Annotated in this window: 20 protein-coding genes; 14 read left to right on the plus strand and 6 right to left on the minus strand. The window is 72.9% G+C overall.

The window, feature by feature from the left end; translation table 11 throughout:
* Positions 1-74 precede the first annotated feature (74 nt).
* On the minus strand, positions 75-395 hold the full coding sequence (locus ACZ3YL_RS02370; protein ID WP_188303816.1) for a hypothetical protein: 321 nt from the start codon (positions 393-395) through the stop codon (positions 75-77).
* 126 nt (positions 396-521) lie between these two features.
* Here ACZ3YL_RS02370 and ACZ3YL_RS02375 point away from each other — a divergent pair, with 126 nt between their 5' ends.
* Both ACZ3YL_RS02375 and ACZ3YL_RS02380 read left to right on the plus strand, forming a co-directional pair.
* Positions 522-1,316, plus strand: a complete 795-nt coding sequence (locus tag ACZ3YL_RS02375; RefSeq protein ID WP_465654815.1) for a carbon-nitrogen hydrolase family protein — start codon at positions 522-524, stop codon at positions 1,314-1,316.
* A 173-nt stretch (positions 1,317-1,489) separates the two neighbouring features.
* On the plus strand, positions 1,490-2,896 hold the full coding sequence (locus ACZ3YL_RS02380; protein WP_465654817.1) for a class II fumarate hydratase: 1,407 nt from the start codon (positions 1,490-1,492) through the stop codon (positions 2,894-2,896).
* Positions 2,897-2,999: 103 nt separating this feature from the next.
* On the opposite strand, the gene ACZ3YL_RS02385 is transcribed toward ACZ3YL_RS02380, so the two are convergent.
* The gene (locus tag ACZ3YL_RS02385) at positions 3,000-3,446 is read right to left on the minus strand and encodes an SPW repeat protein (protein WP_188303823.1); all 447 of its coding nucleotides are present in this window, start codon (positions 3,444-3,446) and stop codon (positions 3,000-3,002) included.
* A gap of 210 nt (positions 3,447-3,656) precedes the next feature.
* On the opposite strand from ACZ3YL_RS02385, the gene ACZ3YL_RS02390 reads away from it, so the two are divergent.
* On the plus strand, positions 3,657-4,229 hold the full coding sequence (locus ACZ3YL_RS02390; protein ID WP_188303819.1) for a PadR family transcriptional regulator: 573 nt from the start codon (positions 3,657-3,659) through the stop codon (positions 4,227-4,229).
* A gap of 173 nt (positions 4,230-4,402) precedes the next feature.
* Entirely contained in the window at positions 4,403-6,103 is a 1,701-nt protein-coding gene (locus ACZ3YL_RS02395; RefSeq protein ID WP_465654820.1) for an acyl-CoA dehydrogenase family protein, read from the plus strand.
* A 79-nt stretch (positions 6,104-6,182) separates the two neighbouring features.
* On the opposite strand, the gene ACZ3YL_RS02400 is transcribed toward ACZ3YL_RS02395, so the two are convergent.
* The gene (locus ACZ3YL_RS02400; protein ID WP_223241995.1) at positions 6,183-6,404 is read right to left on the minus strand and encodes a response regulator transcription factor; all 222 of its coding nucleotides are present in this window, start codon (positions 6,402-6,404) and stop codon (positions 6,183-6,185) included.
* A 355-nt stretch (positions 6,405-6,759) separates the two neighbouring features.
* Between ACZ3YL_RS02400 and ACZ3YL_RS02405 the strand changes: the two genes are divergently transcribed.
* The 5 genes from ACZ3YL_RS02405 to fahA all read left to right on the plus strand — a co-directional run bounded on the left by ACZ3YL_RS02405 (position 6,760) and on the right by fahA (position 12,949).
* Positions 6,760-8,097, plus strand: coding sequence for a phosphoribosyltransferase family protein (locus ACZ3YL_RS02405; RefSeq protein ID WP_465654823.1), 1,338 nt, complete (start codon positions 6,760-6,762; stop codon positions 8,095-8,097).
* 268 nt (positions 8,098-8,365) lie between these two features.
* Complete coding sequence (gene hppD / locus ACZ3YL_RS02410; RefSeq protein WP_188305282.1) at positions 8,366-9,580, plus strand: 4-hydroxyphenylpyruvate dioxygenase; 1,215 nt, start codon at positions 8,366-8,368, stop codon at positions 9,578-9,580.
* A gap of 74 nt (positions 9,581-9,654) precedes the next feature.
* Entirely contained in the window at positions 9,655-10,857 is a 1,203-nt protein-coding gene (locus ACZ3YL_RS02415; protein ID WP_188305281.1) for a homogentisate 1,2-dioxygenase, read from the plus strand.
* A complete protein-coding gene (locus ACZ3YL_RS02420) occupies positions 10,854-11,732 on the plus strand; it encodes a hypothetical protein (protein WP_188305280.1) in 879 nt (292 codons plus the stop codon). Before ACZ3YL_RS02415 ends, ACZ3YL_RS02420 begins: the two co-directional genes overlap by 4 nt.
* Positions 11,729-12,949 carry a fumarylacetoacetase gene (fahA, locus tag ACZ3YL_RS02425; protein WP_465654826.1) on the plus strand — a complete coding sequence of 407 codons (1,221 nt, stop codon included), beginning with the start codon at positions 11,729-11,731 and terminating at the stop codon, positions 12,947-12,949. Before ACZ3YL_RS02420 ends, fahA begins: the two co-directional genes overlap by 4 nt.
* A gap of 151 nt (positions 12,950-13,100) precedes the next feature.
* Here fahA and ACZ3YL_RS02430 read toward each other — a convergent pair whose 3' ends face one another.
* The gene (locus ACZ3YL_RS02430) at positions 13,101-13,886 is read right to left on the minus strand and encodes an SDR family oxidoreductase (protein WP_465654828.1); all 786 of its coding nucleotides are present in this window, start codon (positions 13,884-13,886) and stop codon (positions 13,101-13,103) included.
* A gap of 146 nt (positions 13,887-14,032) precedes the next feature.
* On the opposite strand from ACZ3YL_RS02430, the gene ACZ3YL_RS02435 reads away from it, so the two are divergent.
* The 4 genes from ACZ3YL_RS02435 (at position 14,033) to ACZ3YL_RS02450 (ending at position 17,232) form a co-directional block, all read left to right on the plus strand.
* Entirely contained in the window at positions 14,033-14,674 is a 642-nt protein-coding gene (locus tag ACZ3YL_RS02435; RefSeq protein WP_465654830.1) for a TetR/AcrR family transcriptional regulator, read from the plus strand.
* 204 nt (positions 14,675-14,878) lie between these two features.
* Positions 14,879-15,970 (plus strand): enoyl-CoA hydratase/isomerase family protein, encoded by a 1,092-nt coding sequence (locus tag ACZ3YL_RS02440; protein ID WP_465654832.1) that lies wholly within the window; start codon positions 14,879-14,881, stop codon positions 15,968-15,970.
* 49 nt (positions 15,971-16,019) lie between these two features.
* Complete coding sequence (locus tag ACZ3YL_RS02445; protein ID WP_465654833.1) at positions 16,020-16,169, plus strand: hypothetical protein; 150 nt, start codon at positions 16,020-16,022, stop codon at positions 16,167-16,169.
* Positions 16,170-16,446: 277 nt separating this feature from the next.
* Positions 16,447-17,232 (plus strand): enoyl-CoA hydratase, encoded by a 786-nt coding sequence (locus tag ACZ3YL_RS02450; protein ID WP_188305275.1) that lies wholly within the window; start codon positions 16,447-16,449, stop codon positions 17,230-17,232.
* A gap of 117 nt (positions 17,233-17,349) precedes the next feature.
* On the opposite strand, the gene ACZ3YL_RS02455 is transcribed toward ACZ3YL_RS02450, so the two are convergent.
* On the minus strand, positions 17,350-19,224 hold the full coding sequence (locus ACZ3YL_RS02455; protein ID WP_465654835.1) for an NAD-binding protein: 1,875 nt from the start codon (positions 19,222-19,224) through the stop codon (positions 17,350-17,352).
* A gap of 152 nt (positions 19,225-19,376) precedes the next feature.
* Between ACZ3YL_RS02455 and ACZ3YL_RS02460 the strand changes: the two genes are divergently transcribed.
* On the plus strand, positions 19,377-19,976 hold the full coding sequence (locus ACZ3YL_RS02460; RefSeq protein ID WP_317621104.1) for an HdeD family acid-resistance protein: 600 nt from the start codon (positions 19,377-19,379) through the stop codon (positions 19,974-19,976).
* A gap of 55 nt (positions 19,977-20,031) precedes the next feature.
* Here ACZ3YL_RS02460 and ACZ3YL_RS02465 read toward each other — a convergent pair whose 3' ends face one another.
* Positions 20,032-20,670, minus strand: a complete 639-nt coding sequence (locus tag ACZ3YL_RS02465) for a DUF6461 domain-containing protein (protein WP_465654837.1) — start codon at positions 20,668-20,670, stop codon at positions 20,032-20,034.
* Positions 20,671-20,774 lie beyond the last annotated feature (104 nt).

Here is a 20,774-nt window from a genome sequence, read left to right on the forward strand (position 1 = left end):
GCCCCGTCCTCGACGTGGCACGCGACGACGCGGTGAACAACCGCCCGGCGCGGCCGAGCCCCGTACGGCACGGCTCAGCGCTGCGCGGCGAGGGCGGCCTCCGCACAGCGCTGCCGGCGGTCGGCCGCCGTGCCGGGCAGGCAGGCCCGGTCCTTCATCGGACGCCCGCCCGCCAGGTCGGACAGGTGTGCCCCCGCCAGGGCGGGCGCCTCGGCGTGCTCCGCCGAGTCGCGGCCGAGCCGGCAGACCAGTTCGTTCCCGCGCAGCCCGGCGAAGGCCTTGCCGTTGACGTCCTTCAGGCAGGGCATGCCGAACATCCGGGAGCGGTGGGCGCCGCGCGGCGCCAGTTCCACGGCGATCGCCTCGGAGCGGGCGTCGGCGTCGTTGCTGGTCATGCCGTCATGGTGGGGCCCGGCCGGGTGGCCGTCCAGCGTGGCCACGGGGGACGGCGGGCTGTTGCCCGGCCGTTCGGCAGGCGCATAGGTTGACCGTGACCGCCCCCCCCGACCGGAGGCCCCACCATGCCCTCGTCCGTGCCGCCGACCGCCACCGACCCGACCGACGCAGCCGCCGGTACCGCCACTGGCGCCGTCACCGTCGCCGTGGCCCAGCCCGTCTGCGCCGCCCCCGGCCACGCGGACACCCTGGACGTCAACGTCGGACGGCACGCCGAGGCCGTCCGGGCGGCGGGCACCCGCCTGGTGGTGTTCCCCGAGCTGTCCCTGACCGGCTACGACCTGACCGCCGCCGCCGTCGACCCGGCGGACCGGCGGCTCGCCCCGCTGGTCGAGGCCTGCGCCGCCACCGGCGCCCTCGCGCTGGTCGGCGCGCCGGTCGCGGAGGCCGACGGGCGCGAGTCCATCGCCACCCTGGCGGTCACCGGCGAGGGCGCCGCGGTCGTCTACCGGAAGATGCGCCTGCACGGCCCCGAACTCGACCGCTTCACCCCGGGCGAGAAGCCCTTCGTGCTGGAGCTGGACGGCTTGCGGCTCGGCCTCGCGGTCTGCGCCGACGCCGCCGACCCGACGCACGCCGAGGAGACCGCCGCGCTCGGCATCGACGCCTACGTCGCCTCCACCCTGTACGGCCCGGGCCCCGCGCAGGCCGAGCGGCTCGCCGGGCACCTGCGGGAGCGGACCACGGCGCACCGGGTCTGGGGCGTGCTGTCCACCAGCGCCGGGGCCAGCGGCGAGTTCCCGGAGACCTCGGGCCGCTCCGGGGTGTGGGCGCCGGACGGCACGGTGGTCGGTCAGCTCGGTGCCGAGGCCGGCGGGCTGCTCCGCGCCGAGCTGCCCCGCCTCCAGCTCCACCCCTGAGCCCCACCCCCCTGAGCCCCGCCTCCAGCCCCGCCCACCCCGCAACCGGGCCGCCGAGCGACGCCCGGCGGATCGCGGGCCCCGGGTGGAAATACCCGGGGCCCGCGCGCGGCTGTCGTGATCGGAACACCGGTGACCGGGCGATCGGGCCCGTACAGGAGGTACAGCGCGCGATGGGTGACCAGCGGGAGAAGCCGCAGGAGTACCGGGTCGAGCACGACTCGATGGGCGAGGTCCGGGTGCCGGCCGCCGCGAAGTGGCAGGCGCAGACGCAGCGGGCGGTGGAGAACTTCCCGGTGTCCGGCCAGCGGCTGGAGCGTGCGCACATCGCCGCCCTGGCCCGGATCAAGGCGGCCGCGGCGCGGGTGAACGCCCGGCTCGGGGTGCTGGACGAGGAGACGGCCGGGGCGATCGCGGCGGCGGCCGAGGAGGTCGCGGAGGGCCGCTGGGACGCCGAGTTCCCGGTGGACGTCTTCCAGACCGGATCGGGCACCTCGTCCAACATGAACGCCAACGAGGTGATCGCCACCCTGGCCGGCGAGCGGCTGGGGCGGCCGGTCCACCCGAACGACCAGGTGAACGCGAGCCAGTCGTCCAACGACGTGTTCCCGTCCTCGATCCACATCGCCGCCACCGCCGCCGTCACCCACGACCTGATCCCGGCGCTGGAGCACCTGGCAGAGGCGCTGGAGCGCAAGTCCGTGGAGTTCGCGCAGGTGGTCAAGTCGGGCCGCACCCACCTGATGGACGCCACGCCCGTCACCCTGGGCCAGGAGTTCGGCGGCTACGCGGCGCAGGTGCGGCACGGCCGGGAGCGGCTGCTGGCCACCCTCCCCCGGGTCGCCGAACTGCCGCTCGGTGGAACGGCGGTGGGCACCGGCATCAACACCCCGCCCGGCTTCCCGGCGGCCGTCATCGAGGAGTTGGCCCGCGCCACCGGGCTGCCGCTGACCGAGGCCCGCGACCACTTCGAGGCGCAGGGCGCGCGGGACGCGCTGGTCGAGCTGAGCGGCCAACTGCGCACGGTGGCGGTCGGGTTCACGAAGATCGCGAACGACCTGCGGTGGATGGGCTCCGGCCCGCGCACCGGCCTGGGCGAGATCAACCTGCCGGACCTGCAGCCCGGTTCGTCGATCATGCCGGGCAAGGTGAACCCGGTGCTGCCCGAGGTGGTGCTGATGGTCGCCGCCCAGGTGGTGGGCAACGACGCGACGGTGACGCTGGCCGGCGCCAGCGGCAACTTCGAGCTCAACGTGATGCTCCCGGTGATCGCCCGCAATGTGCTGGAGTCGGTGCGGCTGCTGGCCAACAGCGCCCGGCTGCTGGCGGACCGGACGGTGGACGGCATCACCGCGAACGTGGAGCGGGCCCGTGAGTACGCGGAGTCCTCGCCCTCGGTGGTGACGCCGCTGAACCGGTACATCGGGTACGAGGAGGCGGCGAAGGTCGCCAAGCAGGCGCTGGCCGAGCGGAAGACCATCCGTCAGGTGGTGCTGGAGCGCGGGTACGTCGAGCGGGGCGCGCTCACCGAGGAGCAGCTGGACCGGGCGCTGGACGTGCTGCGGATGACGCACCCCTAGCCGGACCTGCCCCCGGCCGGACGGGCACCCCAGCCGGACGTGCGCCGGGGCGCGGCGGGCACTCGCGTGCCCTCCGTGCCCCGGACGCGGGCTGCGGGGAAGGTCAGCCCTTGGCGCGGCCGGCCCGGCCGAGCCGCATCGCTGCTCCGTTCGACGTGATCGTGGCCATCGAGATCGCCGCGAGGCCCAGCAGGAACATCACGGCACCGACGATGACGCAGGTGACGATGTTCTTGCCGTGCGCGACGGACCCGGAGACGGCCCAGGGAGAGATGATCGTCCAGACACCGAGCGCGGCGGCGGCCCAAGCCCTCGCGTGGGTGCGCTCGTAGGCCGAGCCGTAGCCGGCCATCAGCGCGGTGTAGGCCAGACCCACGATCAGGCAGGTCACGGTCAGGGTGCTGAACGCGGTGAAGCCGACGATCCAAGGCGATGCCGCCAGGAAGAGACCGGCCAGGACGGCCAGGGCTTCGATGCCCTGGGCGCGGGGGGTCGTGGTGACCCGCTCGTAGTGTTCCCGGAGTTCGACGATGTCCGGGTGGTGCTCCATGCCCGTCGGGATATGGGTTGCCACCGATACCACCTCCTGTGGTTCCGGACCATGGAAGGGGCAAGCCCCGTACCCATTCTGGCGCTTCTCCAAGGTTTTGCACCCGATAGTCCGGAATGACCGATAACCATCCGGTCACGCCGGTGACCTGTGTCTCAACACTCCGGTGGTCCATTGCCTATGCAACTCGTTGCATAGCAGGATGCGGGCATGGCACTGGAGCACGCGATCCTCGTCTCGCTGCTGGAGCAGCCCGGCTCCGGGTACGAACTGGCCCGGCGCTTCGACCGCTCCATCGGACGCTTCTGGACCGCCACCCACCAGCAGATCTACCGGGTGCTGCGGCGGATGGAGGCGGACGGCTGGGTGGCCGCCGAGGAGGTCGCGCAGGACGGCCGCCCGGACAAGAAGGTGTACTCGGCGTCCGGGCCCGGACGGGCCGCGCTGGCCGGCTGGCTGCGCGAACCGGTCGAACCGGAGACCGTGCGGCACGAGCTCGCGGTCAAGATCCGGGCCGCCGCCTTCGACGACCCGGCCGCGCTGATCTCCGAGGTCGAGCGGCACCGCGAGAGCCACGCCGCCCTGCTCGCCCGCTACCTGCACGGCGAGCAGCGGGACTTCCCCGACCTCACCGCACTGGACACCCGACAGGAACTCCAGCACGTGGTGCTGCGCGGCGGCATCGAGTTCGAACGGATGACCCTCGCCTGGCTGGACGACGTGCTCGCCACCCTGCGCCGGCTCGCGGACGACGGACGGGACCGGAAGACGGACGACAGATGACAGGTGACAGCCGACGGACGACACCTTTCAGATGACAGAGTCTGAAATCTGTCATCTGACATCTGTCATCTGAAAGCTGTCCGCTGAACCCTGTTCGCTGAAAGCCGTTCACCGGCCCCCGGCCGCCGAACCCCCGCCGAGCCCTCACCCCCTCGACCCCCAGGGAGCCCCTGATGCTCTTCAACCCGCGCACCTACGACCCCGCGCAGTTCGACGAGCCGACCCGTCGGCTGCTGCGCGCGACCGTCGACTGGTTCGAGTCCCGCGGCAAGAAGGCGCTCATCGACACCTACATCGACCGCGCCTGGTACAGCGACTTCCTCGAATTCGCCGCGCGGGAAGGCCTGTTCGCGGAGTTCCTGACCCCGTCCGCGGCCGACCCCGAGAAGCGCTGGGACACCGCGCGGATCGCCGAGCTGAACGAGATCCTCGGCTTCTACGGCCTCGGCTACTGGTACACCTGGCAGGTCACCATCCTGGGCCTCGGCCCGGTCTGGCAGAGCGAGAACGAGGCCGTCCGGGCCCGCGCCGCCAAGCTCCTCGCCGAGGGCCACGTGATGGCGTTCGGCCTGTCCGAGCGCACCCACGGCGCCGACATCTACTCCACCGACATGATCCTCACCCCGGACGGCGAGGGCGGCTTCACCGCCACCGGCCCCAAGTACTACATCGGCAACGGCAACGTGGCCGGCCTGGTCTCGGTCTTCGGGCGCCGCTCGGACGTCGAGGGCCCGGAGGGCTACGTCTTCTTCGCCGCCGACAGCCGCCACGAGGCGTACCACCTGGTCAAGAACGTGGTGAACGCCCAGATGTACGTCAGCGAGTTCCGCCTGGAGGACTACCCGGTGCGGGCCGAGGACGTGCTGCACACCGGGCAGGCCGCCTTCGACGCCGCGCTGAACACCGTCAACGTCGGCAAGTTCAACCTCTGCACCGCCTCCGTCGGCATCTGCGAGCACGCGATGTACGAGGCCGTCACGCACGCCCACAACCGGGTGCTGTACGGCCGCAAGGTCACCGACTTCCCGCACGTGCGACGGGAGCTGACCGACGCGTACGCCCGCCTGGTGGCGATGAAGCTGTTCAGCGCGCGGGCCGTGGACTACTTCCGTACCGCCTCCGCCGAGGACCGCCGCTACCTGCTGTTCAACCCGATGACCAAGATGAAGGTCACCACCGAGGGCGAGAAGGTCATCGACCTGATGTGGGACGTCATCGCGGCCAAGGGCTTCGAGGCGGACACCTACTTCGACAAGGCCGCCAAGGACATCCGCGGCCTGCCGAAGCTGGAGGGCACCGTCCACGTCAACCTGGCGCTGATCCTCAAGTTCATGGGCAACTACCTGTTCGCGCCCGCCGACTACGCGCCGGTGCCGACCCGGCGGGACGCCGCCGACGACGCCTTCCTGTTCCGGCAGGGCCCGGCCCGCGGCCTCGGCGCGATCCGCTTCCACGACTGGCGCGCCGCCTACGACCGGCACGCCCAGCTGCCGAACGTCGCCCGCTTCCGCGAGCAGGCCGACGGCTTCTGCGAGCTGCTGCTCAAGCACGCGCCGAGCAAGGAGCAGCAGGCCGACCTGGACTTCCTGCTGGAGATCGGCCAGCTGTTCGCGCTGATCGTCTACGGCCAGCTGGTGCTGGAGCAGGCCGAGCTGACCGGGCTCGACGCGGACGTCCTGGACCAGGTCTTCGACGCGCTGGTCCGCGACTTCTCCGCGCACGCGACCGAGCTGCACGGCAAGGCGTCCGCCACCGAGGAGCAGGCCGCCTGGGCGCTGGCCAACGTGCGCCGCCCGGTGGCGGACGCCGAGCGCGCCGCGAAGGTGTGGGCCCGGGTCGAGGCGCTCTCCGGCGCGTACGAGATGCAGCCGTAAGGCCGGGAAGGACACACAGGACTCCGGGGGTGCCGGTCGGCGGACCGGCACCCCCGGATCACCTCTTCGGGGAACGGCGTCAGCCGTCGCCGAGGCCCATGTCGCGGGCCCGGGCGACCGCCTCGGCGCGGGTGGCCACGTGCAGCTTCTCGAAGATGTGGGTGACGTGGTTGCGGACGGTCTTCTCCGCGACCACCAGCTCCCGGGCGATCCGCCGGTTGTCGTGGCCGCGCGCCACCAGGTCCAGCACCTCGGCCTCGCGCGCGGTCAGGTCGGGGAAGAGCTGCCCGGCCTCGCGCATCTTCGCCCCGGCCAGCAGGCGGTGATCCGCCCGGCGACCTCGCCGCCGAACACCGCGCCGCCCGCCGCGACCGTGCGGACCGCGTGCAGCACCTCCTCCCGCCCGGCGCCCTTGACCAGGTAGCCGCGGGCGCCCGCCTGGAGCGCGGCGAGCAGGTTACGTCCCGTCCCGGTCCCGGTCGTGCGCCCACCCGCGTCCCGGCCCGTCCCGGCCCGTCCCGACCGCGCGAGCGCCCAGGTCCCGGCCACGTCCCGGGAGGCCCCGGGAGGTGGCCGGGAGGGCGCTGGGCGGCAGGCGGGAGACGCCCGGGACCGGCCCGCCGGGAGCGGCGTACGGTGGAACCGGAGGCCGCGAAATGCACGTCACCGGAACCCACTTCACCGACCGCACCGACGCCGGCCGCCGGCTGGCCGCCCGCCTCGCTCGGCTCGCCGGCCCCGGCACCGTGGTGGTCGCCCTGCCCCGCGGCGGGGTGCCGGTGGCCGCCGAGGTGGCGGCGGCGCTCGGCGCACCGCTGGACATCTGCGTGATCCGCAAGCTCGGCGTGCCGTACCAGCCCGAGCTGGGCATGGGGGCGATCGGCGAGGACGGCGTCCGGGTGCTGAACGAGCAGGTCATCCGGCTCGCCGGGGTCGGCGGGGAGCAGTTGGCGCAGGTGGAGCGGCGCGAGCGCGCCGAGCTGGAGCGCCGGGCCCGCCGCTACCGGGGTGACCGCCCGGCCGCCGACCTGCGCGGGCGCACGGTGGTCGTGGTGGACGACGGCATCGCCACCGGCTCCACGGCCCGGGCCGCCTGCCGGATCGTCCGGGCGCGCGGCGCGGCCCGGGTGGTGCTCGCCGTCCCGGTGGCGCCCCGGGACTGGACGGAGCGGCTGTCCGAGGTGGCGGACGAGCTGGTCTGCGTCGACACGCCGTCGCCGTTCTTCGCGATCGGCGAGTTCTACGCCGACTTCACCCAGACCGGCGACGAGGAGGTGCTGCGGCTGCTGGCCGAGGCCCGGGGCGAGCGGCCGGACCGGCCGGACACCGCCATCGACCGCGAGCTGCCGCTGCCCGTCGCCGGGGTCCGGCTGGCCGGCCGACTGACCGTCCCGGCCGGGGCGCGCGGGGTGGTGGTGTTCGCGCACGGCAGCGGCAGCGGCCGGCACAGTCCGCGCAACCGGCACGTCGCCCGCCATCTGAACCGGGCCGGGCTGGGCACCCTGCTGTTCGACCTGCTCACCGAGGACGAGGAGCCGGACCGGCGCAAGGTGTTCGACGTCGCCCTGCTCGGCGAGCGGCTGACCGCCGTCGCCCGGGAGCTGGACCGCACCGAGGGGGTGGGCGGCCTGCCGCTGGGCCTGTTCGGCGCCAGCACCGGCGCGGCCGCCGCGCTGTACACCGCCGCCGAACTGGGCCCGACGGTGCGCGCCGTGGTCTCCCGGGGCGGGCGCCCGGACCTCGCCGGGCCGGACGTCCTGGGCCGGGTCGGCGCGCCGACGCTGCTCGTGGTCGGCGCGCTGGACGCCACCGTGCTCGACCTCAACCGGCGGGCCCGGGCCCTGCTGGGCGGGGCGAGCGAGCTGGCGGTGGTGCCGCGCGCGAGCCACCTGTTCGAGGAGCCGGGCACCCTCGACCAGGCCGCTGAGCTGGCCGGGGACTGGTTCCTGCGGCACCTGCCGACCGACGGCGTACCGCCCGCCGACGGCAGGTAGAGCCGGTTGCGCAGATTTCGTGCGACCACCGCCCGGAGGCAGCACATATTGCGCAGCTCCAGCCGGGATTTCCTGATCAGCTTGTACACATTGAGCAGTGAAAAACCGGCCTGTTGCCCAACCCTCACGACAGGAGCAAGCTCTGCGCAACCGCACCGCCCACCCGTCGCCGTGCGGCAGCGATCCACGCGATCCGAACCGGAAGGCCCCGAGCCCCCGGAAACCCCCGGAAGCCTCAACGCCGAGGCCCTGAGTGGAGGAACGAGCGATGACCCCGCAGTCCCAGGCCCTTGAGCTGACCCCCGAGGAGCGCGAGGCCGGCCTCGACGCCGACCAGCTGCGCCGCCTCGTCGGCCTCGTCGAGCACGACCAGGCGTCCGACCCGTTCCCGGTCACCGCGCAGGACGCGGTCGTCTTCGTGGTCGGCAACGCCACCCAGACGGCCCAGTTCTACCAGGTCGTGTTCGGCATGGAGCTGGTCGCCTACTCCGGCCCGGAGACCGGCCGCCGCGACCGCAAGGCCTACGTGCTGCGCTCCGGCTCCTGCCGCTTCGTGATCAAGGGCGGCGTCCAGCCGGACAGCGTCCTGCTGGAGCACCACCGCCGCCACGGCGACGGCGTGGTCGACCTCGCCCTGGAGGTCCCGGACGTCGACAAGTGCATCGAGCACGCCCGCGCCAGCGGCGCCACCATCCTCGAGGAGCCGAACGACGTCTCGGACGAGAACGGCACCGTGCGCCGCGCGGCCATCGCCACCTACGGCGAGACCCGCCACACCCTGATCGACCGCTCCCGCTACAGCGGCCCGTACCTGCCGGGCTACGTCGTCGCCAAGAGCACCGTCGTCCACCCGGAGGGCTCGCCCAAGCGCCTGTTCCAGGCCCTCGACCACGCCGTCGGCAACGTCGAGCTGGGCCGGATGGACGAGTGGGTCCAGTTCTACAACCGGGTCATGGGCTTCGTGAACATGGCCGAGTTCGTCGGCGACGACATCGCCACCGAGTACTCCGCCCTGATGTCCAAGGTCGTCGCCAGCGGCAACCACCGGGTGAAGTTCCCGCTCAACGAGCCGGCCATCGCCAAGAAGAAGTCCCAGATCGACGAGTACCTGGAGTTCTACACCGGCCCCGGCTGCCAGCACATGGCGCTCGCCACCAACGACATCCTCACCACCGTGGACGTGCTGCGCTCGCGCGGCGTCGAGTTCCTCAACACCCCGGACGCCTACTACGACGACCCGGAGCTGCGCGAGCGGATCGGCAAGGTCCGGGTGCCGATCGAGGAGCTGAAGAAGCGCGGCATCCTGGTGGACCGCGACGAGGACGGCTACCTGCTGCAGATCTTCACCAAGCCGATCGGCGACCGCCCCACCGTCTTCTACGAGTTCATCGAGCGGCACGGTTCGCTGGGCTTCGGCAAGGGCAACTTCAAGGCGCTGTTCGAGTCCATCGAGCGCGAGCAGGACCTTCGCGGCAACCTGTGAGCGTCGGCCTACCCTGATTGACGGCGGCCCTGATTGACGCCCGCCCTGACGGACGGTCGAGGAGGAGCACGGAGATGGCGTACTACCGGCAGCTGGGCAGCATCCCGCCCAAGCGGCACACCCAGCACCGCACACCCGAAGGCGGGCTGTACTACGAGGAGTTGATGGGCGAGGAGGGGTTCTCCTCCGACTCGTCGCTGCTCTACCACCGGGGCATCCCCTCGGCGGTGGTCGACGCGGCGCCCTGGGAGCTGCCCGACCAGTCCACGGTGCCCAACCATCCCCTGCTCCCCCGCCACCTCAAGCTGCACGAGCTGTTCGCGGACCAGGAGTGGAAGTCCGCGGACGTCGTCGGCAGCCGCCGCCTCGTCCTCGGCAACGGCGACGTGCGGATCTCGTACGTCGCCGCCGGGGCCCCGAGCGAGCTGTACCGCAACGGGCTCGGCGACGAGTGCGTGTACGTGGAGTCCGGCGCGGGCACGGTCGAGACGGTCTTCGGCTCGATCGAGGTCGGCCAGGGCGACTACGTCATCATCCCGCGCGCCACCACCCACCGCTGGGTGCCGTCCGGGGACGAGCCGCTGCGCGCCTACTGCATCGAGGCCAACAGCCACATCACCCCGGTCAAGCGCTACCTCTCCAAGTACGGGCAGCTGCTGGAGCACGCGCCGTACTGCGAGCGGGACTTCCGCGGGCCGGTCGGGCCGCTCGTGGTCGACACCCCCGGGGACGTCGACGTGCTGGTCAAGCACCGTGGCCCGAACGGGGTTTCGGGTACCCGCTACACCGTGCCGCACCACCCCTTCGACGTGGTCGGCTGGGACGGCTGCCTCTACCCGTACGCCTTCAACATCCGGGACTTCGAGCCGATCACCGGGCGGGTGCACCAGCCGCCGCCGGCCCACCAGGTGTTCGAGGGCAACAACTTCGTGATCTGCAACTTCGTTCCCCGCAAGGTGGATTACCACCCGCTGTCGATCCCGGTGCCGTACTACCACGCCAACGTGGACAGCGACGAGGTCATGTTCTACTGCGGCGGCGACTACGCGGCCCGCAAGGGCTCCGGCATCGGCCAGGGCTCCATCTCGCTGCACCCGGGCGGGCACACCCACGGGCCGCAGCCGGGCGCGTACGAGCGCAGCATCGGCGTGGAGTTCTTCGACGAGCTGGCGGTCATGGTGGACACCTTCCGCCCGCTGGAGCTCGGCGAGGGCGGACGGGCCACCGAGGACGCCAACTACGCCTGGACGTGGGCGGGTCGGGGGCCCGGGCGATGAGCGCCGGCACCCCCGTGTTCCCCGCCGCGGCCGCTTCCCCGATCCCGGAGCTGTTCCGCGGGCTCCTCGACGACGCGGCGGTGTTCCCCCCGGGGAACCTGCCGGTCGCCGAGGCGGTGCCCGCGCACCGCGCCCACCGCACGGCCTGGTACGCCGACGCGGTCGGCCCGTTCCTGTGCGGGGCGGGCCGGTTGGGCGAACTGGCCGCGGCGGTGGCGGGCACCGGGCCGCTCAGGGTCGGGCTGGTGCTGCCGGGGGGCAGCGCCGAGCTCGGGCCGGCGCTCACCGCCGCCGCACCCTTCGAGGTCGCGGGCGTCGAGCTCGCCACCCGGGACGTGCCGGAGGCCGTGGCCGAACTGGACCGGCTGCTGCCGCCGGACGTACCCGCCGCCGTCGAGGTCCCGCGCGAACTCCTGCGCGGGGACGGCCTGGACGAGGTCCTGGACGCCCTGGTCGACAGCGCCTACCGGGCCAAGTTCCGCACCGGCGGCGTCGTCGCGGAGGCGTTCCCGGACGAGGACGAGCTGGCCGCCTTCCTCACCGGCTGCGCGCAGCGCGGCCTGCCGTACAAGTGCACGGCGGGGCTGCACAACGCCGTCCGGCACACCGACCCGCAGACCGGCTTCGAGCACCACGGCTTCCTCAACGTCCTGCTGGCCGCCCAGGAGACGGACCGCGCCGCGGCCGCCGAGGTACTGGCCGAACGCGACGGCGAGGCGCTGGCCAAGGCCGTCCACGCCCTGAGCGGGCACCAGGTTACGGTGATCCGCAACTCGTTCACCGCGTTCGGCACCTGTAGCGTCGCCGAACCCCTGGACGACCTGGCCGCACTCGGCCTGCTGTCGCCCAGTCCACTCCTCCAGGAGGACCGTTGAGCACCCCCCGCAGCTGGCTGGCCGGCACCCAGGACTCGCCGTTCGGCGTGCACAACCTGCCGTACGGCGTCTTCACGGCGGCCGACCGGCCCGGGCAGCGCCGGATCGGCGTGCGCGTCGGGGACTTCGTACTGGACGCCGGGGCCGCCGCCCGCGCGGCCGGGGCGCCGTCGGTGCTGCTGGCCGCCGATTCGCTCAACCCGCTGATGGCGGCCGGGCGTTCGGCCTGGACGCAGGTGCGCGCCGACCTCACCAGCTGGCTGACGGACGAGTCCTTCCGCGCGGCGCTGTCGCCGGCGCTGCTGCCGGCCGACCAGGTCGAACTGCACCTGCCGTTCGAGGTCGCGGACTACGTCGACTTCTACGCCTCCGAGCACCACGCCACCAACCTGGGCCGGATCTTCCGCCCGGGCTCGGAGCCGCTGACCCCCAACTGGAAGCACCTGCCGATCGGTTACCACGGGCGGGCGGGCACGGTCGTGGTGTCCGGCACGCCGGTGGTGCGTCCGCACGGGCAGCGCAAGGCACCCGCCGACGCGGCGCCGACCTTCGGGCCGACCCGCCGGCTGGACATCGAGGCCGAGGTCGGCTTCGTCGTCGGCGCGCCGTCCGAGCTGGGCCGGCCGGTCGTGCTGGACGACTTCCGCGAGCACGTGTTCGGCGTCTGCCTGCTCAACGACTGGTCGGCGCGCGACATCCAGGCCTGGGAGTACGTGCCGCTCGGCCCGTTCCTGGGGAAGTCCTTCGCGACCTCGATCTCGCCGTGGATCGTGCCGCTGGACGCCCTGCAGCACGCCCGGGTCACCCCGCCGGAGCGCGACGTCGAGCCGCTGGCCTACCTGGACGACCGCGGCGGCGAGCCGTGGGGCCTGGACCTGGCCATGGAGGTCCGGCTGAACGGGCACCTGGTCTCGCGCCCGCCGTTCGCCTCCATGTACTGGACGGCACAGCAGCAGCTGACCCACATGACCGTCAACGGCGCCTCGCTGCGCACCGGCGACCTGTTCGCCTCGGGGACGGTCAGCGGGCCGGAGCCGGACACCCGGGGCGCGCTGATCGAGCTGACCTGGAACGGCGAGGAGCCGCTCAAGCTGCCGGACGGCACGACCCGGACCTTCCTGGAGGACGGCGACGAGGTCGTCATCACGGCGACGGCCCCGGGAGCGGACGGCGCGGTGGTCGGCTTCGGCGAGGTCTCCGGGCGGGTGCGGGGCTGATGGCTCGCGGGTGACGACTAGCTGAGTACGGATAACAGCCGACAGACAACAGCGGACAGCTGACAGATTTCATCATCTGAAATCTGTCAGCTGTTATCTGTCATCCGTCAGCTGTTGTCCGTTTGCCCACTCCTGTGCGCGCCGCCCCCGCTTACAGCCCTGCACCGCCCGTGGCCTCGATGACCCGGCCGGTGACCCAGCGCGCGTCGTCCGAGGCCAGGAAGGCGACGATGTCCGCGATGTCCTCCGGCTGCCCGACCCGGCCGAGCGCGGCGAGTGCGGCCGCGTGCGCCTCCGCCTCCGGATTGCCGCGCAGCCAGCCCGCGTTGACGTCGGTGTCCACCACGCCGGGCGCGACCGAGTTGGCCGTGATGCCGCGCGGGCCGAGCTGCTTGGCGAGGTTGAGCGTGAAGGTGTCCAGCGCGCCCTTGGTCGCGCCGTAGGCGATGATCTCCGGCATCGCGAGCCGGGCCGCCCCGCTGGACACGTTGATGATCCGGCCGCCGTCCCGCAGCCGCTCCAGCCCGTGCTTCACGACGAAGAACGGCGCCCGGACGTTCACCGCGAACACCTCGTCGAAGCCCTCCTCGGTCAGCGTCGCGAGGTCCGAACTGCGCCCGATCCCGGCGTTGTTCACGATGATGTCGACCCCGCCGGCGGGCGCGTGCGCCCCGACCTCCGCGTCGAAGGCCGCCCACAGCGCGGCCGCGTCACCGTGCCGTCCCAGTTCGGCGCGCAGCGCGAAGGCCCGCCCGCCGTCGGCCCGGATCCCCTCGACCACCTCCCGCGCCGCCGCCTCGTCCCGGGCGTAGCCCACCGCGACGGTGGCGCCGTCCCGTCCGAGTCGGCGGGCGATCGCCCGGCCGATCCCCCTGCTGCCGCCGGTGACCAGCGCCACCTTGCCCCGAAGCCCGTATCCGCCCGTGCTCGAACCCATGACCGAGCCCCCTCCTGTTGTGTCGAGTCGCATCCGGTTTGCGTCCGGATTGCATCCCCGTTGGTCGCGTCCGGATATTTCTTGAACGATCGCTCAAGAAAGACGCTAGCACACACTTCTTGAGTGACTGCTCTAAAATCCGTCCCATGACCGAGGCCGCGACACCCGACCCCACGACCACCGGCCCGGCGCCCCGCGCCCGGCGCGGCCGACCGCCGGCCTTCGACCGGGAGGAGGCCCTGACAGCGGCCACCCGGCTGTTCTGGGAGCGCGGCTACGAGGCGACCTCCGTCACCGACCTCACCACCGCCATGGGCATCCGCCCCGGCAGCCTCTACGCCGCCTTCGGCGACAAGCGCACGCTCTTCGAGGAGGTCGTCCGCCGGTACGGGCACTCCCCCGTGGGCGCCTTCGTCGGCGTCGCGCTGGCCGAGGAGGCCGGCGCCCGCGCGGCCTTCGCCCGCATCCTGCGCGAGGCCGCCGCGATCTACCCGGACCCGTCCCACCCGGCCGGTTGCCTGGTGATCACCGCCGCCACCAACGTCAGCCCCCAGGACGCCGGGATCCAGGCCCACCTGCGCGACCTGCGCAACGCGAACCGGCGGGTCTTCGAGGAGCGGCTGCACACGGCCCGGCAGGACGGCGAACTGCCGCCCGAGGCCGACCCGGAGGCGCTGGCCGGGTACCTCGCCACGGTCATCCAGGGCATGTCCCAGCAGGCCCGTGACGGCGCCACCGCCGAGGACCTGACCCGCGTCGCCGAACTCGCCCTGCGCGCCTGGCCGTGACCGCCAGGCCGTGACACCCGGACCGTGACAGGCGGACCGTGACACCCGGGCCGTGACGCCGGGCCGCCCGGAGCCGGCCCTCGATCACAGCGGCCGCGCGGCCCACTCCCCCGGTCAGGGCGGCCTCGTGATCACAACGCCCCACCCGCCCCGGTACCGTGGACGGCGGAAGGCGAGATCACCGAGGGGACGGGAGCGGTTCCGATGGGCGCAGAGACCAGCGCGGCGGCGGAGGTCCAGGCCGTCCTGGACGGCGACGGCGGCCTCGGCCGGATCACGCTGAACCGCCCGAGGGCCCTCAACTCGCTGACCCACGGCATGATCACCGCCATCCGCACGACGCTGGACGCCTGGGCCGCCGACGACCGGGTGGGTGCCGTCGTCCTGACCGGCGCCGGGGAGCGCGGCCTGTGCGCGGGCGCGGACCTCCGGGCGATGCACGCCGACGTCACGGCCGGCGGGGCCGGCACCCGCGCGTTCTTCCGCGACGAGTACCGGCTGAACGCCCTGATCGGCCGCTACCCGAAGCCGTTCGTCGCGGTGATGGACGGCATCACGATGGGCGGCGGCATCGGCCTGTCCGCCCACGCCGCGCTGCGCATCGTCACCGAACGCTCCGTGATCGCGATGCCGGAGACCCGGATCGGACTCGTCCCGGACGTCGGTGGCAGCCTCCTGCTCGCCCGCGCCCCGGGCGAGTTGGGCACCCACCTCGGGCTCACCTCCGCCTCGATGGGCCCCGGCGACGCGCTGCTGTGCGGCTTCGCGGACCACTTCGTCCCGTCCGCGCGCCTGCCCGAGCTGTTCGACGCCCTGGCCCACAGCACCGACCCGGCCGCGACCGTCGCCGCCCACGCCGAGCCCGCACCGCCCACCGAAGCCGCAGCCGCAGCCACCGGGCTCGCCGGACTCGCCGCACAGCGCGACTGGATCGACGCCTGCTACGCGGCCGACACCGTCGAGGAGATCGTCGAGCGGCTGCTCGACTCCGGTGTGCCGGAGGCGAAGGAGTACGCCGACCAGATCCTCGGGAACTCCCCCACCGCCGTCAAGGTCACCCTGGCCGCGCTGCGCCGGGCCCGCACCCTGCCCTCACTGGAGGCCGCGCTGGACCAGGAGTACCGCATCTCCTGCGCCGCGCTGGACGGTCCGGACCTGGCCGAGGGCATCCGCGCCCAGGTGATCGACAAGGACCGCGACCCGCAGTGGTCGCCGCGCACGCTGGCCGGGGTGACGGCGGCCGACGTCGCCCGCTTCCTCGCCCCACGCGAGGACGACGAGCTGGGCCTGGCCTGACCGGGCCCTACCCCACCAACTCCCCTTTCCGGAACGCCCGGAGAACGCCATGACCCACCCGACGCCGACGACGGCGCCAGCCGGGGGCGCCGATCCGCTGTCCCGGGTGCCGCTCGGCGAGCAGGTGCGCGGGCCGCTGCTGGAGGGCCTGCTCGGCGGCCGCACCGCGCCGCCCGCTTCGGGCTCTCGGACAGCCTGACGGCGAACCGGCGGCACTTCGGGGTGGACGCCGAGTCGGTGACGGTCGCCGCGCCGGCCGCACTGGCCCGCCGGGGACAGCTCAAGGCCGAGACCGTGCGGCGGGCGGCGGAGCGCCACGGCGTCCGGTTCTGATCTCTTCGCCGCTCTGGTGACCGGCGTCTCGCATGTCAAGACTGGCGCGAGGCGGGGCGCGTCGTAGATCGTGGGGTGGTCAGGGCGCGCCCGCGCGGCGCAGAGCAGCGGAATGGCCGAGCAGCGGAATGGAAGTAACGGCGATGACCGAGACCGAGACTTACGAGACGATCCTGGTCGAGCGCAAGGGCCGGGTCGGGCTGATCACGCTCAACCGGCCCAAGGCGCTCAACGCGCTGAACACCCAGCTGATGAACGAGGTGGTGACCGCCGCCACCGCGTTCGACCGGGACCCGGAGATCGGCTGTCTGGTGATCACCGGCTCGGAGAAGGCCTTCGCGGCCGGCGCCGACATCAAGGAGATGCAGGACAACCGGTTCCCGGACGTCTACCTGGACGACTGGCTGGGCCCGTGGGACCGGCTCGGCGCGCTGCGCAAGCCCGTGGTCGCGGCGGTGGCCGGGTTCGCGCTCGGCGGCGGCTGCGAGCTGGCGATGATGTGCGACATCCTGCTGGCGGCGGACACCGCGAAGTTCGGGCAGCCGGAGATCAAGCTCGGGGTGCTCCCCGGCATCGGCGGCTCGCAGCGTCTCACCCGCGCCATCGGCAAGGCGAAGGCGATGGACCTGTGCCTGACCGGCCGGATGATGGGCGCCGAGGAGGCCGAGCGGGCCGGGCTGGTGGCCCGGATCGTCCCGGCCGACCAGCTGCTCGACGAGGCGCTGGCCACCGCCGAGACCGTCGCCGGGATGTCGACCACGGCGGCCGTGATGCTCAAGGAGAGCGTCAACCGCGCCTTCGAGACGACGCTCGCCGAGGGCGTCCGCTTCGAGCGCCGACTGTTCCACGCGGTGTTCGCCACGGCGGACCAGAAGGAGGGCATGGCCGCCTTCGCCGAGAAGCGGGCGCCGAAGTTCGAGAACCGCTGACGGGGACGTCGCGACAGGCGCGGAGGCTGACGCGGGGACAGCTGACAGCAAACAGCTTTCATCATCTGAAATCTGTTTGCTGTCAGCTGTTTGCCGTTTGCTGTCAACCCGCAGCCCTCACCCCTCCTCCACCAGCACCGTGTTCAGCCGCGCCAGCCCGATGCGGGTGGCGGCGACCACGATGCGGTCGCCCGGGGCCAGCCGCCGGGTGCGGTCCGCGAAGCCCCAGTGCAGCTCGTTGCTGCGGGCGAAGCGGACGGCGATCACCCGGACGCCGCCCGGGTCCTCCAGGTCGTGCCGGTTCAGGCCGATCAGCCCGCTGCCGTCCTCCACCGTCAGCTCCGCGATCAGCAGCACGTGCCGGAACACCGAGAGCGTCCCGCGCACCTCACTGCCCATCAGGGCGGCGGCAAAGGCGGGCGCGGCCAAGTAGGAGACCGAGCGGGAGGCCGCGTTGTCCAGCGTCTTGTAGAAGTGACCGGCGAAGTTGTCGTCGAACAGCCGCACCACCACCCGGACGTCGGAGTTGCCGTGCCGCGCCTCCAGCGCCGCCTCCAGGTTGGTGGCGTCGTCCCCGCTGACCGCGACCACCGCCCGGCTGTGCTTCAGCCGGGCCCGGCGCAGCTGTTCCTCGAACGGTCCGTCGCCCAGCACCACCGGGATGCCGAGCGCCCGGGCGGCGGCGATGCCCCGGGCCTGCGGGTCCCGCTCCAGGCAGACCACCGGCACCCCCATCTCGTGCAGTTGGGTCGCGACCCGGGTGCCGACGTTGCCGAGTCCGACGACGATCACGTGGTCCCGGGTGCCCGCGCTCGGGTTGCGGGGCAGTCCGCGCCGCCCGGAGCCGAGCACCTCGACCGCGATGGCGGTGGCGACCGGCGCGAAGGTGATCCCGCAGATGGTGATCACCACCTGGGCGACCCGCTGCCAGACGCCGCCCGTCCCCGTCCCGGCGGCGATGTCCGCCTGCTGGTCGGGCTGGGCGGCGCCGGCCAGGTCGAGCAGGGAGATGTAGACGGTCCAGCCGAAGTCCCGGCTGAGGTACCAGAGCACGCTGAAGGCCATCAGCACCGCGGCGAGCGCGGTGAGCAGCACCAGCCGCATCCGGGCGCTGGTGAAGAAGCGCATGGTGTCGAGCAGCCGCCAGCGCAGCCGCCGCACCCAGTTGATCGGCTCCCGCGGTTCCATCCGGATCGCCTGCAACGCGGCGATCCCGCCGGTCGGCGCCTCCGTTTCGGGTCCGGCTTCGGGCTGAGCCCCAGGCTCGGCTTCGGACTCGGACCCGGGCGCCGAGACGGGCACCGGCGCCGCTTCGCGCCGCACCCCGCCCGGCCGGACCGGCCCGTCATCGCCGAACTCGCTGGCGAGCCGGACGAATTCGGCCGAGTCGCCCTCCTGCTCCGGCAGCAGCCGGATCTTGCTGAGGTCCTGCCGGTCGACGTGGTCGGCGACCACGCAGATCCGGTCCGAGGTGATGGCGTCGTCGAAGGCGATGTGCAGGTAACGACCGCCGATCTCGACCGAGTTGGGCCGTCCGAGCGCGGCGGCGGCGAAGGCCGGGGCCGCGGTGGCCGAGCCGGAGAGCGCGGCCCCGTTCCTGAGGAGCCGTTCGATGTTCTCGCCGAGGCGCTGGTTGAACATCCGGAAGACGATCCGGATGTTCGGGTTGTGGCCCTGGGCGCTGAGCGCGGCGTGGATGTTCTCCTGGTCGCTGCCCTCGACCAGGGCGAGGCCGCGGGCGGTGTCGATGGACACCGCCCGCAGCGCCTCCTCGGTGATGTTCGGGTACTCGACGAGGGCCGCGACGCCTGCGATCTGCTCGATCCGCGGTGCGTGGTCGCGGGTGCGGTCGGCGACCAGGACGACGACCGGCACTTCATAGTGCTCGACGAGTTCCAGGACCAGCCGGTGGGCCAGTGCGTTGCCCCCGCAGACGATGTAGTGCTGGCTGATCGGCTCGACCGGAGGGGTCCCCCACCCTTCAGAAGTCATACCGACGGATGATATCGGCGGCAGGTGTCCGGAGGATGTCGTTCCGGCAGCCGAGGAGCATCACTCGAACGGACGTACCCAGCAGGCGGGCTGACGGTGGCACCGAGAGGCTGGGGACCGTTGTCTGCCCCCGACCCGAGGAGTACGCCGCCGTGGCCCCTCCGATCATCACCCCCGACGGAACCCCGGTACAGGGCCCGCTCGGTCTGCTCGCCAAGGCCGCCTGGCAGATCCTGCTGGCCGCCGGTGTCGCCTCGCTCGCCCTGGGGATCGTCGTCTTCGTCTGGCCGCGGGAGACCCTGCTGGTGGTGGGCGTGCTGTTCGGCCTCTACCTGCTGGTCATCGGCATCGTGCAGCTGGTCGCCGCGTTCGGCACCCACGCCACCCCCGCGCTGCGGGTGCTGGCCTTCATCAGCGGCGCGATCAGCGTGCTGCTCGGGCTGCTCTGCTTCCGCGGCGCGGTGCAGTCGCTGCTGCTGCTCGCGCTCTGGATCGGGATCGGCTGGCTGTTCCGCGGCATCACCCAGCTCGCCGCCGCGATCTCCGACCCGCTGATGCCCGCCCGCGGCTGGCAGGCCTTCGCCGGCGTGGCCAACACCCTGGCCGGGGTGCTGCTGATGGTCTGGCCGGTCGGCTCGATCACCGCGCTGACCGTACTCGCCGGGTGCTGGCTGGTGGTCCTGGGCGTGGTCGAGATCGCGACCGCCTTCCAGGTCCGCGGCCGGGCCAAGCAGATCCCGTCCGGGGCCTGACCGGCCCCGACCGCTCCGGAGGCCGCCGCCGACCGAGGCCCGCGCTACGCCCCCGCTACGGCCGGGGCGCGTAGCCGAGCCGGAAGGTGGCGGCTTCCAGGCGTTCCGGGCCGAGCCGCACGTCGGTCAGCCGCTCGGCGAGCGCGAACGCGGCCTCGGTGTGCAGCTCGCCGCGCTCTCCGTCCAACCGGAAGCCACAAGCCGTCAGCAGCTCGGATGTGCCGGGGGCGTCGGCATCCGTACCGTCCCGCTGGTCGGCGAAGAGCGGCTCGAACCGCAGCCGGCACGCGCCCCGCTCCCACCAGTTGAAGTGGTCCACCGCGTTGACGTTCCGGAAGTGCGAGACCAGCCGGGTGCCGTCGGTGAGTCGGGCGATGACCTCGGGCAGGCTGCCCAGGTAGCCGTACGGCTCGACCGCGAGGGCCCAGCCGTCGAGTTCGGTGACGGCGACGAGCAACCGGTCCTCGTCCAGGTCGAAGAGCTTCTCGGCCTCCTCGTCCTCCCCGTCGTCGAAGGTCTCCCAGGCGGCGACCACCGCGTCCAGCCCGGTCACCTCCCGGCCGGTCAGGGCGTCGAAGCGGCGCAGCAGTTCGTCGGCGGCGATCCCCTGGACCTGGGCGAGGCAGTAGGCCTCACCCAGGACGGGGTAGCGCTGTTCGAACCAGGTGTAGTCGGTGGCGTGTGCGGCGGTCATGCGGTGATGCTGTCAGACCCCACTGACAGCGGACGCCCCGGCCCCACGCCGGCCCCGCCCCGCCCCGCCCCGGCCCCACGCCGGCCCACGCCGGGCGGCCCCGG

It is taken from the genome of Kitasatospora sp. NPDC023176 (assembly GCF_055560495.1).

What these genes read in the sequence shown, in the direction of transcription:
- ACZ3YL_RS02430 (WP_465654828.1), bottom strand. Translation starts at nt 13,886, where the DNA reads ATGGGTTCGAGCACGGGCGGATACGGGCTTCGGGGCAAGGTGGCGCTG.
- ACZ3YL_RS02455 (WP_465654835.1), bottom strand. Translation starts at nt 19,224, where the DNA reads ATGACTTCTGAAGGGTGGGGGACCCCTCCGGTCGAGCCGATCAGCCAG.
- ACZ3YL_RS02370 (WP_188303816.1), bottom strand. Translation starts at nt 395, where the DNA reads ATGACCAGCAACGACGCCGACGCCCGCTCCGAGGCGATCGCCGTGGAA.
- ACZ3YL_RS02420 (WP_188305280.1), top strand. Translation starts at nt 10,854, where the DNA reads ATGAGCGCCGGCACCCCCGTGTTCCCCGCCGCGGCCGCTTCCCCGATC.
- ACZ3YL_RS02445 (WP_465654833.1), top strand. Translation starts at nt 16,020, where the DNA reads ATGACCCACCCGACGCCGACGACGGCGCCAGCCGGGGGCGCCGATCCG.
- ACZ3YL_RS02380 (WP_465654817.1), top strand. Translation starts at nt 1,490, where the DNA reads ATGGGTGACCAGCGGGAGAAGCCGCAGGAGTACCGGGTCGAGCACGAC.
- ACZ3YL_RS02390 (WP_188303819.1), top strand. Translation starts at nt 3,657, where the DNA reads ATGGCACTGGAGCACGCGATCCTCGTCTCGCTGCTGGAGCAGCCCGGC.
- ACZ3YL_RS02465 (WP_465654837.1), bottom strand. Translation starts at nt 20,670, where the DNA reads ATGACCGCCGCACACGCCACCGACTACACCTGGTTCGAACAGCGCTAC.
- ACZ3YL_RS02440 (WP_465654832.1), top strand. Translation starts at nt 14,879, where the DNA reads ATGGGCGCAGAGACCAGCGCGGCGGCGGAGGTCCAGGCCGTCCTGGAC.
- ACZ3YL_RS02375 (WP_465654815.1), top strand. Translation starts at nt 522, where the DNA reads ATGCCCTCGTCCGTGCCGCCGACCGCCACCGACCCGACCGACGCAGCC.
- ACZ3YL_RS02385 (WP_188303823.1), bottom strand. Translation starts at nt 3,446, where the DNA reads ATGGAGCACCACCCGGACATCGTCGAACTCCGGGAACACTACGAGCGG.
- ACZ3YL_RS02400 (WP_223241995.1), bottom strand. Translation starts at nt 6,404, where the DNA reads ATGCGCGAGGCCGGGCAGCTCTTCCCCGACCTGACCGCGCGCGAGGCC.
- ACZ3YL_RS02405 (WP_465654823.1), top strand. Translation starts at nt 6,760, where the DNA reads ATGCACGTCACCGGAACCCACTTCACCGACCGCACCGACGCCGGCCGC.
- hppD (WP_188305282.1), top strand. Translation starts at nt 8,366, where the DNA reads ATGACCCCGCAGTCCCAGGCCCTTGAGCTGACCCCCGAGGAGCGCGAG.
- ACZ3YL_RS02415 (WP_188305281.1), top strand. Translation starts at nt 9,655, where the DNA reads ATGGCGTACTACCGGCAGCTGGGCAGCATCCCGCCCAAGCGGCACACC.
- ACZ3YL_RS02435 (WP_465654830.1), top strand. Translation starts at nt 14,033, where the DNA reads ATGACCGAGGCCGCGACACCCGACCCCACGACCACCGGCCCGGCGCCC.
- ACZ3YL_RS02395 (WP_465654820.1), top strand. Translation starts at nt 4,403, where the DNA reads ATGCTCTTCAACCCGCGCACCTACGACCCCGCGCAGTTCGACGAGCCG.
- ACZ3YL_RS02450 (WP_188305275.1), top strand. Translation starts at nt 16,447, where the DNA reads ATGACCGAGACCGAGACTTACGAGACGATCCTGGTCGAGCGCAAGGGC.